This is a genomic window from Kibdelosporangium phytohabitans, assembly GCF_001302585.1.
GTDB lineage: Bacteria > Actinomycetota > Actinomycetes > Mycobacteriales > Pseudonocardiaceae > Kibdelosporangium > Kibdelosporangium phytohabitans.
The window spans coordinates 2721789-2736011 of record NZ_CP012752.1 but is presented as its reverse complement, the minus strand read 5'-3'; the positions used below and the strand labels follow the sequence as shown (position 1 = coordinate 2736011).

Annotated in this window: 12 protein-coding genes; 10 read left to right on the top strand and 2 right to left on the bottom strand. The window is 69.7% G+C overall.

Translation table 11 applies throughout. The annotated features are described in order from the left end of the window. Nucleotides 1–61: 61 nt before the first annotated feature. Nucleotides 62–2389, top strand: coding sequence for a CHAT domain-containing protein (locus AOZ06_RS12550; protein ID WP_054289591.1), 2328 nt, complete (start codon nt 62–64; stop codon nt 2387–2389). Here AOZ06_RS12550 and AOZ06_RS12545 read toward each other — a convergent pair. Both AOZ06_RS12545 and AOZ06_RS12540 read right to left on the bottom strand, forming a co-directional pair. After that, a complete protein-coding gene (locus tag AOZ06_RS12545; protein WP_054289590.1) occupies nt 2386–3027 on the bottom strand; it encodes a nicotinamide mononucleotide transporter family protein in 642 nt (213 codons plus the stop codon). The genes AOZ06_RS12550 and AOZ06_RS12545 overlap by 4 nt on opposite strands. 39 nt (nt 3028–3066) lie before the next feature. After that, nucleotides 3067–4389, bottom strand: a complete 1323-nt coding sequence (locus tag AOZ06_RS12540; RefSeq protein WP_054289589.1) for an NAD(P)/FAD-dependent oxidoreductase — start codon at nt 4387–4389, stop codon at nt 3067–3069. 403 nt (nt 4390–4792) lie between these two features. On the opposite strand from AOZ06_RS12540, the gene AOZ06_RS12535 reads away from it, so the two are divergent. The 9 genes from AOZ06_RS12535 (at nt 4793) to AOZ06_RS12495 (ending at nt 14223) form a co-directional block, all read left to right on the top strand. Beyond that, nucleotides 4793–6001, top strand: coding sequence for a PucR family transcriptional regulator (locus tag AOZ06_RS12535; protein ID WP_236952194.1), 1209 nt, complete (start codon nt 4793–4795; stop codon nt 5999–6001). Nucleotides 6002–6184: 183 nt separating this feature from the next. Further along, nucleotides 6185–7105: an ACP S-malonyltransferase gene (locus AOZ06_RS12530; protein WP_054289587.1), complete on the top strand. Its 921-nt coding sequence runs from the start codon at nt 6185–6187 to the stop codon at nt 7103–7105. Continuing rightward, on the top strand, nt 7102–8079 hold the full coding sequence (locus AOZ06_RS12525) for a beta-ketoacyl-ACP synthase III (RefSeq protein WP_054289586.1): 978 nt from the start codon (nt 7102–7104) through the stop codon (nt 8077–8079). The genes AOZ06_RS12530 and AOZ06_RS12525 overlap by 4 nt, the downstream gene beginning before the upstream one ends. A 66-nt stretch (nt 8080–8145) precedes the next feature. Next, nucleotides 8146–8388, top strand: a complete 243-nt coding sequence (locus AOZ06_RS12520) for an acyl carrier protein (RefSeq protein ID WP_042189672.1) — start codon at nt 8146–8148, stop codon at nt 8386–8388. A gap of 124 nt (nt 8389–8512) precedes the next feature. After that, a complete protein-coding gene (locus AOZ06_RS12515; RefSeq protein ID WP_054289585.1) occupies nt 8513–9742 on the top strand; it encodes a beta-ketoacyl-[acyl-carrier-protein] synthase family protein in 1230 nt (409 codons plus the stop codon). Between the two features lie 129 nt (nt 9743–9871). Then, entirely contained in the window at nt 9872–10885 is a 1014-nt protein-coding gene (locus tag AOZ06_RS12510) for a BMP family lipoprotein (RefSeq protein ID WP_218921978.1), read from the top strand. Between the two features lie 7 nt (nt 10886–10892). Beyond that, the gene (locus AOZ06_RS12505) at nt 10893–12356 is read left to right on the top strand and encodes an ABC transporter ATP-binding protein (RefSeq protein ID WP_054289584.1); all 1464 of its coding nucleotides are present in this window, start codon (nt 10893–10895) and stop codon (nt 12354–12356) included. After that, entirely contained in the window at nt 12353–13372 is a 1020-nt protein-coding gene (locus AOZ06_RS12500; RefSeq protein WP_083471648.1) for an ABC transporter permease, read from the top strand. The genes AOZ06_RS12505 and AOZ06_RS12500 overlap by 4 nt, the downstream gene beginning before the upstream one ends. Further along, entirely contained in the window at nt 13369–14223 is an 855-nt protein-coding gene (locus AOZ06_RS12495; protein WP_054296610.1) for an ABC transporter permease, read from the top strand. The genes AOZ06_RS12500 and AOZ06_RS12495 overlap by 4 nt, the downstream gene beginning before the upstream one ends.

The following is a 14223-nucleotide window of genomic DNA, read 5'->3' as shown; positions in this document are numbered from 1 at the left end:
GCTGTTACGCCATTCGGGTGCATTGCTTGAAACCGTGTCACCGGTCGAGTTGTCTTGCGGCGTGAAAGACCTGCGCCGCATTCAATCGCGGGCCGACCGGGGTGACACGGACGCGATGCGCGCGCTCGCCAGGGCGCTCGCTCTCGTCGGCCGGATCGACGAGGCGCTGGAATGGTGGTGGAAAGCAGCACAGGCGGACCCCGCCATCCTCGGCGAGGCGATCCGGTACATCAGCCGCGAAGGCGTCACCGGCGACTTCACCGCGTGGCTGGAACGGGCCGCTGTGGTGTCGCGGACCGTGGCGATCGAGTTCGCGCGGCGGCTGGAGCTCGGTGACTCCCCCGGCACGTGGCTTGAGCGCGTCGAGAAGACGAAACACCCGGACCCGTACGGGGTGCTGTGCCGACGTTTGCTGAACGCCAAGCAGGTGGGTGCGGCCGTCAGCTGGTTCACGCGTTTCCTCGACGAGAAGCGACCGGTGGACACCGAGGAGTTCGTGTCGCAGGTCGTCGCCTACGACCTGCGCAACGTCGACCGGGACGACACCGTCATCGAGGCGCTGCGGACGCTCGCCGAACGGGGGATCACCTCGGCGGCAAGAGGCCTGGCTGAGGAGCTGGCCGTCAGGGGCGACGCCGAGGAGGCGGAGCGGTGGTGGGAGTTCGCCGCCGCGCGGGGTGACTGGCACAGCTTGTGGGGACTGGTCGACCTGCACTCCGGGCAACCCGGCCGGGAAGCCGACCTCGAACGGGTTCTGCAGCTGCTCGCGCCGCGATCCCCCCGGGCGAGCTCATTGCTGCGGAAGTGGCGCGAGGACGGCGGCAGCTTGGCCGAGCACGTGCGCTGGGATCCGGTGGCACACGCGATCGGCGGCCTGCCACGGGATCTGCGGCAGGAGCGGACGAGAGTCGTCCGGGACGTGAAGGCCGCGCCCGCCGACCTCGACACCGGCATCGAACGGCCGCGGTACCTGCTGGCGGGCATGCCCGGGTCGGCTCCGCCGGAGGCGGACATCAGCTTGGTCGTGCAGGTCTCCGAGGAGGACCGGACGCCGTGGGGGTCCATCCGGGCGCGGATGCCCGACCTCGGCCTCGACGCCGACGGCGCCGACATCGTCGTCTCGGTCCAGGCCGAGGACGGCCTCATCCCCACCGGCGACCTCGAACAGCGGCTGCACGTACCCGGCGACGGCCCGTCGGCGCCGATCCGGTTCTCCTTCCGCACCACCCGGCCAGGGACGTTCCGGGTCCGGATCATGGCCTGGGCGGGCGGCACGTTCCTCGCCCAGCTGGAGACCAGGACCGAGGTCACTCGGCAGGGCGGTCACGACGACAACCCGACCCCGGCGATGGCGATCCTGGAGACCGTCCACCCGGTCAGGGGCGAGACGGCTCTGTTCGTCCAGCGGCGTGCCGACCGTTTCGAGTTCATGCTGGTGTCGGACATGCAGCCGTACGGATCCGCGTGGTCGAAAACGCTTGCGGCCGATCCGCTGGTGGCCGTCGACCGCACTGTCGAGATGCTCAAGCACATGGCCGAAGGCGGGGCACGGCGTTCGGCCGCCACCGCGAAGCGGTGGGTCAAGGAAACCGGCGTCGGGTTATGGCGTGACCTCGTCCCGCCGGAGATCCACGAGCAGTTCTGGCAGATCCGCGACCGGATCAAGTCGCTGACCGTGGTGACCGACCACGACGTGCTGCCGTGGGAGCTGCTGCACCCGTTGCGCAAAGGATGCGACGACGGTTTCCTGGTCGAGCAGTTCCCGGTCGTGCGGTCGGTGTACGGGCCGGAGCTGGCGCACCGGATCGGGCTGCGGCCGATGACCTACGTCCTGCCCGACCGCTCCCCCACCGACGCCGAGGCCGAGATCCAGCAGATCAAGCAGCGGCTCGGCGCGGGTGCGACGGTCAGGACGGTGGACGCGCTGCTCGGCCTGATCGACTCCGGCACGTGCGGGTCGCTGCATTTCGCCTGCCACAACAGCTTCTCGCTGGACGATGACGGCTCGAAGATCCGGATGTCCGACGGTGACTTCCGGCCGAAGCTGCTCAACAGCGCGGTCACCGCGCAGACACTGGCGGCCACCAGCCCGCTGGTGTTCGTCAACGCCTGCCGCACAGCGGGCACCGCGCCGGACTACACCAGGACAACGGGCTGGGCGCAGCAGTTCATGGCGGCGGGAGCGGGTGCCTTCGTCGGGACGCTGTGGCCGGTCCGCAGCAGCAGCGCGCTGGACTTCGCCAAGATCTTCTACGACGAGCTGGCCTCCGGCGCGTCACTCGGCTCGGCCGCGCACTACGCGCGCAACGTCCTGACCACCTCCGACGCGGACCCGACCCGGTTGGCGTACACCGTCTACGGCCGCCCGTCCGCGATCAGCGCGTACTAGGTGGTGACGGCTTTCTTGACCGCGCTCGGCGCCGCGGTGCGCTTGGCGTCACGGTTCCAGCTGAACCAGCCCCAGATCACCAGCGCGGCGAACACCGTGTAGACCAACGCGCTGAACCACAGGCCGGAGCGGATCTGCAGCGGCACGCCGACCGCGTCGACCAGCAGCCACACCAGCCAGAACTCGACGAGGCCACGGCCTTGCAACGCGAACGCGACCACGGTGCCGACGAAGATCGCGGCGTCGGGCCACGGCGCCCACGAGGCGTCCAGCGACTGGAGCAGCAACGCCACGCCGACCGTCCCCACAGCCAGTGCGCTCGCGGTCACGACGATCTCGGTGAAGGTCGAACGGCGCACGACGACACCGAACACGGGGTCACGGCGGCGGGTCCACGCCCACCAGCCGTAGACGCTGATCAGCAGGATGATCACCTGCCGGGCGGCGAGGCCGCCGAGGTGCGCGGAGACGTACACGCTGAACAGCAGCACGGTCGCCGCGACCTGCACGGGCCACGTCCACAGGGTGCGGTACTTGGCGAGGAACACCACCGCCAGCGCACAGATCTGGCCGATCAGCTCAGCGATCGAGGTCCATTGCCCCAGCACGGTGACGCCGTGTTCCAGAAAGAACCGCACCCGATCCTCCTCACCCCAGCTACCTAGCCCACAACAGTGCTACTGGGTCTGGCTGTTCCGCGCCAGGGTGTGAGCTGTCTCTCGTACCACGACCTCCCAGTCGCGGCGCGGGTCCTGGATCTGGCCGAGGGACACGATCTCGCGCCGCGACAGTAACACCGTGAGCCAGTCCAGGAGTACTCGCAGCTTGCGGCCTGTGGTCGGGACCCGGCTCCAGTGGTACGCGCGGTGCATCAGCCACGCGGGCCAGCCCCGCAACCGGATCCCGTACACCTGGGCGACGCCCTTGTGCAGACCGAGGCTGGCCACCGAACCGACGTGCTTGTGCCGGTACGGCTTGAGCTTGCCGCCGCGCATCGACGCGATGATGTTGTCCGCCAGCACTTTCGCCTGACGCACCGCGTGCTGCGCACTCGGCGAGCACAGGGCCCCCGCACCGGACAGATCGGGCACCGCCGCGCTGTCCCCCGCGCCCCAGACGCCTTGCAGCCCCCTGGCCTGCAAGGTTTCCGTGCAGATCAGCCTGCCGCGGAAGTCGATCGGCATGCCCGAGCGCATCGCCAGCGGGTTCGCCTTCACCCCGGCGGTCCAGACCACGGTGTCGGCGTCGAACGACGTCCCGTCCGACAGCTCCACGTGCCCGTCGGCCATCGAGACGAGCTTGGTGCCGAGCTTGACCTCCATCCCGCGCTTGGTGAGCCTGCGGATGGTGTAGTCCGACATCGCCGGGCTGATCTCCGGCAGCACCCGGTCGGCCGCCTCGACGAGCACCCACCGCATGTCCGAAGGCGACAGTCCCTTGTGGACGCGCATGGCGTAGCGGGCCATGTCCTCCAGCTCACCGAACACCTCGACACCCGCGTAACCCCCGCCGACCACGACGAACGTCAGCGCACGCTGCTTGCGCTCCGGCGTGCTCGACGCGACGTCCAGCCGCGACAGGACGTGGTTGCGCAGGTAGATCGCCTCGCCGACAGTGGCGAAACCGATGCCCGACTCGGCCAGGCCGGGGATGGGCAGCGTCCGCGCCACCGAACCCGCGGCCATCACGAGAACGTCGTACGGCATCGACGTCGGCAAACCCTCGGCCGGGACAACCGTGGCGACCTTGCGTTCGTGGTCGATCCCGGTGACCTTGCCGGTGACGACCGTGCACCCCGGCAGCGCCCGGCGCAACGGCACGACCACGTGCCTCGGCTCGACCGACCCGGCGGCGGCCTCCGGCAGAAACGGCTGGTAGGTCATGTTCGGCTGCGGATCGACGACAGTCACGGTCGCCTCACCCGCACGGAGTTTCCGCTGCAATCTGATGGCGGTGTACATCCCGACATACCCGCCACCGACGATCAGGATGTGTGTCATACGAGAAGCGTGCTCCGGCGGAAGCGGCGACGACTCACCTGAGCGACCAGGCTTCCTCCCACCACAGAGGGATTCACGCCGGGACCTACGTCCCACGGCTTTCGTCCACACGATAGGGGGACACAACTGGCGTGGAGATCAAGAACAGTCCATAGTGGATCTACCGGTGGGGACCGGGGAGAAGGCCCCTGGAGCGCAGCGCACCACTACGCTCCAGGGGCCATTTACGTCGGTGTGACGATCCGCTGTGCGGCCCTCCCAGCTTGGGCCGCATCAGCTGTACCTCCCGGGGCCGAGCTCCCACACCCCACGGTGCGAGCTCCGCTCGAACCAGCGCTGGGCACGGTGGGCTTGGACCGGCGCTGTGTGCGGGGTGGGTCGTTCGTCGTGTAAAGCTGTGGGGGTGAGAGCAGGGGCCGTTTCCGCGAAGACGCTAGCCGAACTGGAACGCGCGTCCGGCAAACTCGCGTCAGCCACCCTCGCGGCGATGGACTCGCAGTTTCCGTGGTTCAGCCGGATGCCCGCCGATCAGCGGGCCAGCGTGCTGTTGATCGCCCAGTCCGGCGTGGCCGGGTTCACCGCCTGGCTGAAGGACGACACCGCTTCGCTCCGGCTGACCACCGACGTGTTCCGGTCCGCGCCGCGTGATCTTTCGCGGTGGATCAGTCTCCGGCAGACCGTGGAGCTCGTGCGGGTCGCGCTGCAGGTCTTCGAGGGCCAGGTGCCTGATCTCGCCGCCGACGAGCAGGAACGCGCGATCCTCGGCGAGGCCGTGCTCCGGTACGGACGTGAAGTCGCGTTCGCGTCCGCGATGTCGTACGCGTCCGCCGCGGAAGCACGCGGCGCGTGGGACGCGCGGCTGGAAGCGCTGGTTGTCGACGGCATCGTCCGTGGTGACGCCGAGGAGGCGCTGCTGTCCCGGGCCGCCGCGCTGGGGTGGGATCCGGCGGCGGAGGCGACTGTGGTCGTGGGCAACCGGCCGTCCGACGATCCGCCGACCGTGGTCTACGAGGTACGCAGCCGCGCCGCCCGGTTGGGCCGCGCTGTGCTGCTGAGTGTGCAGGGCAGCCGGCTCGTCGTCGTCCTCGCTGGTCCGACGGACGACCTGCTCGGTGAGGAACGGCGGGGCCGCGCGCCGAGCAAGACGGTGCTTGACCGGATCACGGCCGCGTTCGGTGAAGGCCCGGTTGTCGCTGGTCCGACCGTCGCGAGCCTGGCCGAGGCGCATCGCAGCGCCGCCGACGCGCTGTCCGGCCTGCGGGCCGTGGTGGGCTGGCCCGCCGCTCCCCGGCCGGTCCGGTCGACCGACCTGCTGCCGGAACGGGCGCTGGCCGGTGACCCGGAGGCGGAGTGGCAGCTGGTGGACCGGATCGCGCGGCCGTTGGAGGAAGCCACCGGGTCGCTGCTGGAGACCGTGGACACCTACCTCGAGGTCGGCGGTGTGCTGGAGACGTGCGCGCGGCAGCTGTTCGTGCACCCCAACACGGTCCGGTACCGGCTGCGGCGGGTCGCTGAGCTCACCGGGCGCAACGCCAACGATCCACGGGATTCACTGGTACTTCGGGTGGCATTGGCGGTCGGGCGCTTGGCCAGGGCACGTGGATTGTGGTAGCCAGCACAGTGACCGACATAACGCTCGTCACGTGCTCGGTGATAACCGTTCACATCGACAACGTTTTCCCGTCTCAGCGGGTCATCTCGCGGTAACGCTTGTAGACACACTACAAATTCCACGGACAGACTTGGTGACTGGCGGCATCCCGGCAGCCAGCCGCCGGAGTGTTCAGTACATGGTGTGATCGCGATACTCGCCCCTGGCCAGGGCTCCCAGACACCCGGAATGCTGGCACCGTGGCTCGAGCTGGACGGTGCCGACGAGCGCCTCGCCGGCTGGTCCGAGCGCGCGGGCCTGGACCTGCGGCGGCTGGGCACCACGGCCACGGCCGACGAGATCGTCGACACCTCGGTCACCCAGCCCCTGGTGGTCGCGGCCGCGCTGCTGGCGCAGGCCGAGATCGAGAAGCGGTTCGCGCTCCCCCAGGACACCGTCGTCGCCGGTCACTCGGTCGGCGAGCTCGCCGCGGCCGCGGTCGCGGGGGTGCTCGGTGCTGAGGACGCCGTCGGCCTCGCCGCCGTGCGTGGCCGGGAGATGGCCGCCGCGTGCGCGCTGCACCCGACCGGCATGACCGCGATCCTCGGCGGTGACCGGCAGGCCGTGCTGGACAAGATCGCCGAGTACGACCTCGTCCCGGCCAACCAGAACGGCGCGGGCCAGATCGTCGCCGCGGGTGACAAGGAAGCACTGGACAAGCTCGTCACCGACTTGCCGGACGGCGTGAAGTACCGTGCGCTGAAGGTGGCGGGCGCGTTCCACACGAAGTACATGGCGCCCGCGCAGGACGCCTTGCGCGAACACGCCGGCTCGGTCGTCACGAAGGACCCAGTCAGGACGTTGCTGTCGAACGCCGACGGCGGCGTGGTCAGCACTGGTGCGGAAACCCTGACCAGGCTGGTCGACCAGGTGACCCGGCCGGTGAAGTGGGACGCCTGCATGGCGGCCCTCGGTGAGCTCGGCGTGACGGCGGTCGTGGAACTGCCGCCCGCGGGCGCACTGGTCGGTCTGATCAAACGGGAACTGCCGTCCGTGGCTCGGATCCGGCTCAAGACCCCGGCGGACTTGGACTCCATCACGGAGTTCGTGGAGGGCAGCAAGTGAGCAGCTCGCTCAACATCGCGACCGGACCGGCAGGCAGCCGGATCCTCGGCGTCGGCAGCTTCCGGCCGGAGAGGATCGTCACCAACGACGACCTGTCGCAGCACCTGGACACCAGCGACGAGTGGATCCGCACCCGCGTCGGCATCGTCGAGCGCCGGTTCGCCGGACCGGACGAGTCGCTTGTGGACATGGCGGTCGCGGCGGGGACGCGCGCGATCGAGGACGCCGGACTCCAGCCGTCCGATTTGGACACTGTGATCGTCGCGAACTGCACGATGCCGTCGCCGATCCCGAACGCCGCCGCACAGGTCGCCGACCGGATCGGCGTCAAGGCCGCAGGCGCGTTCGACCTGAACGCGGCGTGCGCCGGGTTCTGCTACAGCCTGGCGACCGCGTCCGACCTGATCCGCTCCGGCTCGGCGGGCCGGGTGCTGGTGATCGGCGCGGAGAAGCTGACCGACTGGGTCGACCCGGCCGACCGGGCGAACGCGATCATCTTCGCCGACGGCGCCGGTGCGGCCGTCGTCGGGCCGTCCGACCAGGCGGGTATCGGCCCGGTCGCGTGGGGCAGCGCGGGAGACCTGGTCGACCTGATCTACAACCGCGACGACCGCTACATCTACCAGGAAGGCCAGACGGTCTTCCGCTGGGCCACCACCCAGATCGCGCCGATCGCGTTGCGCGCGCTGGAACTGGCGGGCCTGCAGCCGTCCGATGTGGACGCCCTGATCCCGCACCAGGCGAACCTGCGGATCGTCGAGGCGATCGCGAAGCGGCTGCGCAAGGAAGGCGCACGGGAGAAGATGGAGGTGGCCGACGACATCATCTACACCGGCAACACCTCGTCGGCGTCCATCCCGATCGCGCTCGACAACATGCGCAAGGCAGGCCGGGTCAGCACGGGTGACGTGCTGCTGCTGGTCGGTTTCGGCGCCGGGCTGTCCTATGCGGGGCAGGTCGTGATCAGCCCGTAGACTCCCGCCGGGCGCACCGCGCCCGGTTGGTGGATCCAACGCTCAAGAACCAGAAAGGGAAGATCGATGGCGAACGAAGAGGTCCTGTCAGGTCTCGCTGACATCGTCGAAGAGGTCGCGGGCGTGGCCAAGGACGACGTCACCGTCGAGAAGTCCTTCGTGGACGACCTGGACATCGACTCGCTGTCCATGGTGGAGATCGCCGTGCAGGCAGAGGACAAGTTCGGGGTCAAGATCCCGGACGACGAGCTGGCGAACCTGAAGACGGTCGGCGACGCGGTCGACTACATCACCAAGAACACCGTGTGAGCCAGGTCGTGTTTCGAATGCCCGATCGCGACAGCCAGGCATTCGGAACACGACCTAGCCGGCGCCACCGCCTCAGCGTGATCGCCGAGGCGGCGTCGGCCCTGTACCGAGGCGGAGAGAGGGTATGAGCAACGACATCGTCATCACCGGGCTGGGCGCGACGACACCGCTCGGCGGTGACGTGGTGTCCACATGGGACGCCTTGCTCGCTGGTCAGAGTGGCGTGTCCATACTTGAAGCCGAGTGGGTCACGACATTCGGGCTGCCGACCCGGATCGCCGCCCAGCTCGCGGTGGACCCGTCCGAGGTGCTGCCGCGGGTCGAGGCCCGCAGGCTCGACCGCTGCGAGCAGGTCGCGGTCATCGCGGCCAGGCAGGCGTGGGCGGACTCCGGCCTCACCGCCGACTCGGTCGACCCGGAACGGCTCGCGGTGATCATCGGCACCGGCATCGGCGGCGCGAACACCCTGCTCAACCAGGACGACCTGCTGGAAGGTCCTGGCCTGCGCAAAGTCTCACCGCTGACCGTGCCGATGCTGATGCCCAACGGCCCGGCCGCGCACGTCGGCATCGAGCTGAAAGCCCGTGCCGGTGTGCACGCACCCGTGTCGGCCTGCGCGTCCGGCGCCGAGGCGATCGCGTGGGCGTTCCGGATGCTGCGCTCCGGCGAGGCCGACGTGATCGTGGCCGGTGGCGCGGAAGCCGCGATCGCCGGGATCACCATGGCCGGTTTCTGCCAGGCCCGCACGATGAGCACCAACAACGACGAGCCGACCAAGGCGTCGCGCCCGTTCGACGTCAACCGCGACGGCTTCGTGCTCGGCGAGGGCGCCGGGATCATGGTCCTCGAACTGGAGGAGCACGCCAAAGCCCGCGGTGCCAAGGTCTACGCCAAACTGGCGGGCGTCGGCACCAGCTCCGACGGCTACCACATCACCGCGCCGGACCCGGAAGGCGCCGGGCAGGCCAGGGCGATCACCACGGCGCTGCGCACCGGCGGGATCGACCCGGCCGACGTCGGGCACGTCAACTGCCACGCCACGTCCACTTCGGTCGGCGACGTGACCGAGACGGTCGCGATCCGCAAGGCGATCGGCGAGCACCCGATCCTGACCGCACCCAAGGGCTCCTTCGGGCACCTGCTCGGCGCGGCGGGCGCGGTCGAGGCGATCGTCACCGTGCTGTCCATTCGCGACAGTGTCATCCCCGCGACGCTGAACCTCGACGAGCTCGACCCCGGCGTCGTGCACGACGTGGTCGCGGGCGAGCCGCGCAAGGTCGACCTGAAGGCCGCGGTGAACGACTCCTTCGGCTTCGGCGGGCACAACGTGGCGCTCGCCTTCACCTCCGGCTGAGGCACGAGCCGGTAACGATTTCGGCTCCTGGGGCCGTCCTTCCCCCGAAGGGCGGCCCTCATGTCGTATTTCGACGGTGTAGGTTCCGTGCTCATGCGAACCCGTCTGGTCCCCTTAAGCCTGTTGTCGGTGGTCGCGCTGGTGGCGACCGGGTGTGCGTCGGAGACGGCGCCACAGGCGCCGCCGAAGAAGGCCGCGCTGGTGATCGCCCAGGGCGGGCTCGGCGACGAGTCGTACAACGACCTCGCCATGTCCGGCTTCACCGCGTCGACCAAGGACAAGGGCGTCGAGGGCCAGAAGATCGAGTCGACCGACGTCGTCGCGCAGGGCGACCAGCTGCTGCGCCGCGCGGGCACCTCCGGCTACGGCCTGGTGGTCGACCTCGAGTTCTCGCACGGCGAGATCCTGCCCGGCATCGCGTCGGCGTACCCGAACGTGCAGTGGGCGTTCCTGAACAACAAGATCGACGGCCCGAACATCGCGTCGGTGCTGTTCGCCGAGCACGACAGCTCCTACCTGGCCGGCGCGCTCGCGGCGATGATGACCACGCAGACCGGCAACCCGAAGATCAACCCGGACAAGAAGATCGGCGTGATCGGCGGGACCAAGTCGGTCGGCATCGACAAGTTCCTGTCCGGCTACATCGAGGGCGCCAAGTCCGTCGACAAGGACATCCAGGTGCTCACCGCCTACAGCAACACCTTCGGCGACCCCACCAAGGGTTCGCAGCTCGCCGAAAGCATGTTCCAGCAGGGCGCTGACATCGTCTACCACGTCGCGGGCGGCACCGGCGCCGGTGTGATCGAGGCGGCCAAGAAGAACAACCACTACGCCATCGGCGTCGACGACAACCAGGACAAGCTGGCGCCCGGGTTCGTGCTGACCAGCGTGCTCAAGCGGGCCGACCTGGCCGTGCGCACGGTCGTCGAGCTCTACGCGGACGGCAAGTTCCCCGGCGGCCAGGTGATCAACCTCGGTCTCAAGGAGGGCGGCGTCGGCCTGACCGACTTCGAGTTCACCCGCAACGAGATCCCCGAGCCGGTGCGCACCAAGGTCGACGACTTGAAGAAGAAGATCATCGCTGGTGAGCTGAAGGTGTGGAACGTGATCGACCAGGGCTACCCGTCCTGGATGCAGGGCTGATCCTGTCATGAGTGTCCGGCTGGGCGCGCGGGACGTCTCGCGCGCGTTCGGTCCCGTGCGCGCCAACGAAGACGTCGACGTCGAAGTCCGGGCGGGCACGGTGCACGCGGTCGTCGGCGAGAACGGCGCGGGCAAGACCACCCTGATGCGCATCCTCTACGGCCTCGACCAGCCGGATTCGGGCACGGTCGTGATCGACGACCGCCCGGTCCGGCTGCGCGGCCCCGCGGACGGCATCGCGCACGGCATCGGGCTGGTGCCGCAGGAACTGGCGATGATCGGGTCGCTGACCCTGCTGGAGAACCTGGTCCTCGGCGCGGAACCGCGTCGGGGCCTGCGGATCGACTGGGCCAGGGCCCGCGCCGAGGCCGACGAACTCGCGTCCGGTGTCGGCGTCGAACTGCCGTGGACGGCGGTGGCCGGCACCGTGTCCATCAGCGTCCGCCAGCAAACCGAGATCCTGCGCGCGTTGCGGCGCGGCGCGGACGTGCTGATCCTCGACGAGCCGACGGCCGCGCTGGCGCCGGCTCAGGTGGAGGACCTGCTGCGGCTGCTGCGCGGGCTGCGGGACGCGGGCCGGACAGTCGTCTTCATCAGCCACAAGGTCGACGAAGTGCTCGCGGTGGCCGACGAGATCACCGTCCTGCGCGGTGGCAAGGTGATCACCACCCGGCGGGCCGACGCCGTCGCCCGGGACGAGCTGATCGAACTGATCGTCGGCGAACACGTGCGGACCACGGGTTTCGTGCCGTCCGGCGTGGTCGGCGACGAGGTGCTGGCGGTCGACGGCGACATCGCGTTGTCCGTGCGGGCCGGGGAGATCGTCGGGGTGGCCGGGATCGCGGGCAGCGGGCAGGACGAGCTCGTCGAACGCGTCGTCGGCCTGCGCCCCGCGGACGGCCGGATCACGCTGTCCGGAAAGGACATCACCGCACTTGCGGTGGACCGCAGGCGAGCAGCCGGGCTCGGTTACATCTCCGGCGAGCGCCGCGCCGAGGGCTTGTCGATGGACGCCTCGCTCGCGGACAACACCATCGCGGGCGCACACCGGGACATCGGCCGCCGAGGCTGGCTCGTCCCTTCGAAGGTCCGCCAGTACGCCGAACGGGTGCTCGACGGCTACTCCGTCCGATATGGACGGACCTCGGCCGCGGCGCGGACGCTGTCGGGCGGCAACCAGCAGCGGGTGGTGATCGGCAGGGAACTCGACCGGGCCCCCGCGCTGCTCGTGGCCGCCGGCCCGACCCGAGGGGTGGACGTGCTGGGCATGGCCTACATCCACGACCAGCTCAGAGTCCTGCGGGACAACGGATCCGGCGTGCTGCTGGTGTCCGAGCAGCTGGACGAGCTGCTGGAGCTGTCCGACCGGATCGTGGTCCTGCACGGCGGCCGGGTGGCCGGTGAACTGCCCGGCGGACCGGAAAGCCGCAGCGCGGTCGGCGCGCTCATGCTCGGCAGGACAACCTCGTGAGTGTTTCGGCCGGTTCTAACCGGACCAAGTACTCACGAGCTTTGACCAGTGCGGTCCGGGCTGTGGTGCCGTTCGTGATCGCGTTGGTGATCGGCGGGACCGTGCTGCTGGCGACCGGGCACAACCCGGTGGAGTTCTACCAGCTGCTGGTGCGCGAGGCGTTCGGCGGCACCGACCGGATCGCCGCGACCCTCAGCGCGGCCACTCCCCTGCTGTTCACCGGGCTGGCCACGGCGATCGCGTTCCGCGCCGGGGTCTTCAACGTCGGCGTCGAAGGCGGGTTCGTCTTCGGTGGCCTGATCGCCGCGACCGTCGCGCTGCACGCCGGCCTGCTCGCCGGGATGGTGGCGGGCGCACTGGCCGGAGTGCTGGTCAGCGCGCTGCCGGGATGGCTCAAGGCGCGGTGGAACGTCGACGAGGTGGTCACCACGTTGATGTTCAACTTCGTGGTCTCCGGGGTCACCGGCTGGCTCGTCACGACCTTCCTGCAGGCCAAGGGAGTCGCGAACTCCGCGACGACGCTGATCCCGCAGGGCTCGTGGCTGCCGGACCTGCTCCCGCCGTACGGGCTCACCGCCGGCGTGCTCGTCGCGTTGGCCCTGGTCCTGCTCTACGCGCTGTGGATCAAGCACTCGGTGCTGGGCTACGAGCTGCGCCAGACCGGGCTCAACCCGAGGTTCAGTGCCGCGCAAGGCATCCGCGTCGGCCGCGTGATCATCGTGTCGATGCTGGTCTCCGGCGCGATCGCCGGGCTGGGCGGCGCCGCGCACGCGCTCGGTGTCGTGCACCGGTTCGTGGACGGGTTCTCCCCCGGTTACGGGTTCACCGGCATCGCGGTGGCGCTGCTGGGCCGCAACAGCGCCGTCGGTGTCACGCTGGGCGCGGTGTTGTTCGGCGCGCTGGCCTCGGCGGGCACGACGGCCCAGTTGTTCAGCGACATCCCGCTGGACATCGTGGACGTGTTGTCCGGCACCGTGATGATCTTCGCGGTCGTCCGGCTGTGGCGGCAGCGATGATCACTGGCCTCCTGACGTCCGCCCTGCTGCTGTGGACACCGCTCGCGCTCGCGGCCATGGGCGGCCTGCTGCACCGCGTCGGCGGCGTGGTCAACATCGGCCTCGAAGGACAGATGCTCGTCGGCGCCCTGATCGGGGCGCTCGTGTCCGGCGCGACCGGCAACTGGGCGCTCGGTGTGCTCGCCGCGGCCGCCGCGGGCGGTGCGGTCGGGCTGCTGATGTCGTTGTGCGTGACCAGGCTCGGCGCCAACGAGATCATCGCGGGCCTCGGCTTCACCATCGTGCTCAGCGGGCTGATCGGCTACCTGCTGCGCAGCGTCTTCGACGTGTCCGGCACCCTGCGGGTCCCCGGGCTGGACCCGTTGCCGCGTGTCCTCGGGCTCGACCCGCTGTTCCTGCTCGCCGTCGTGCTCGTCCCCGTCGTTGCCTGGTCGCTGCGCAACACCGCCGCCGGGCTGCGGCTACGGGCCACCGGCGACGGTTTCGACGCCGCCACCGCGCTCGGCATACCGGCCAACGGAATACGCGACATCGCCGGGACCGTCGCCGGAACGCTCGCCGGAATCGCCGGATCGCACCTTGTCCTCGGCCAGGTCGGCCTTTTCAATGAGGACATGGTGGCTGGGCGCGGGTTCATCGCACTGGCCGCGTTCTACTTCGGCCGGGCCCGGCCGCTGCCGACCGCGCTGGCCTGCCTGCTGTTCGCCGTGTTCGACGCCACACAGGCACGGCTGCAGACCTCGGGAGTACCGGCCCAACTCATCCAAACTCTGCCGTATCTTGTGGTCATCGCGGTTCTGACGGCCACCGCCGTCCGCGATGCTCGGGGAGAATCTCGAAGGGCGGGCTGA

Coding starts and splice junctions, on each gene's coding strand:
- AOZ06_RS12540 (WP_054289589.1), bottom strand. CDS start 4,389: ATGACACACATCCTGATCGTCGGTGGCGGGTATGTCGGGATGTACACC.
- AOZ06_RS12520 (WP_042189672.1), top strand. CDS start 8,146: ATGGCGAACGAAGAGGTCCTGTCAGGTCTCGCTGACATCGTCGAAGAG.
- AOZ06_RS12515 (WP_054289585.1), top strand. CDS start 8,513: ATGAGCAACGACATCGTCATCACCGGGCTGGGCGCGACGACACCGCTC.
- AOZ06_RS12505 (WP_054289584.1), top strand. CDS start 10,893: ATGAGTGTCCGGCTGGGCGCGCGGGACGTCTCGCGCGCGTTCGGTCCC.
- AOZ06_RS12495 (WP_054296610.1), top strand. CDS start 13,369: ATGATCACTGGCCTCCTGACGTCCGCCCTGCTGCTGTGGACACCGCTC.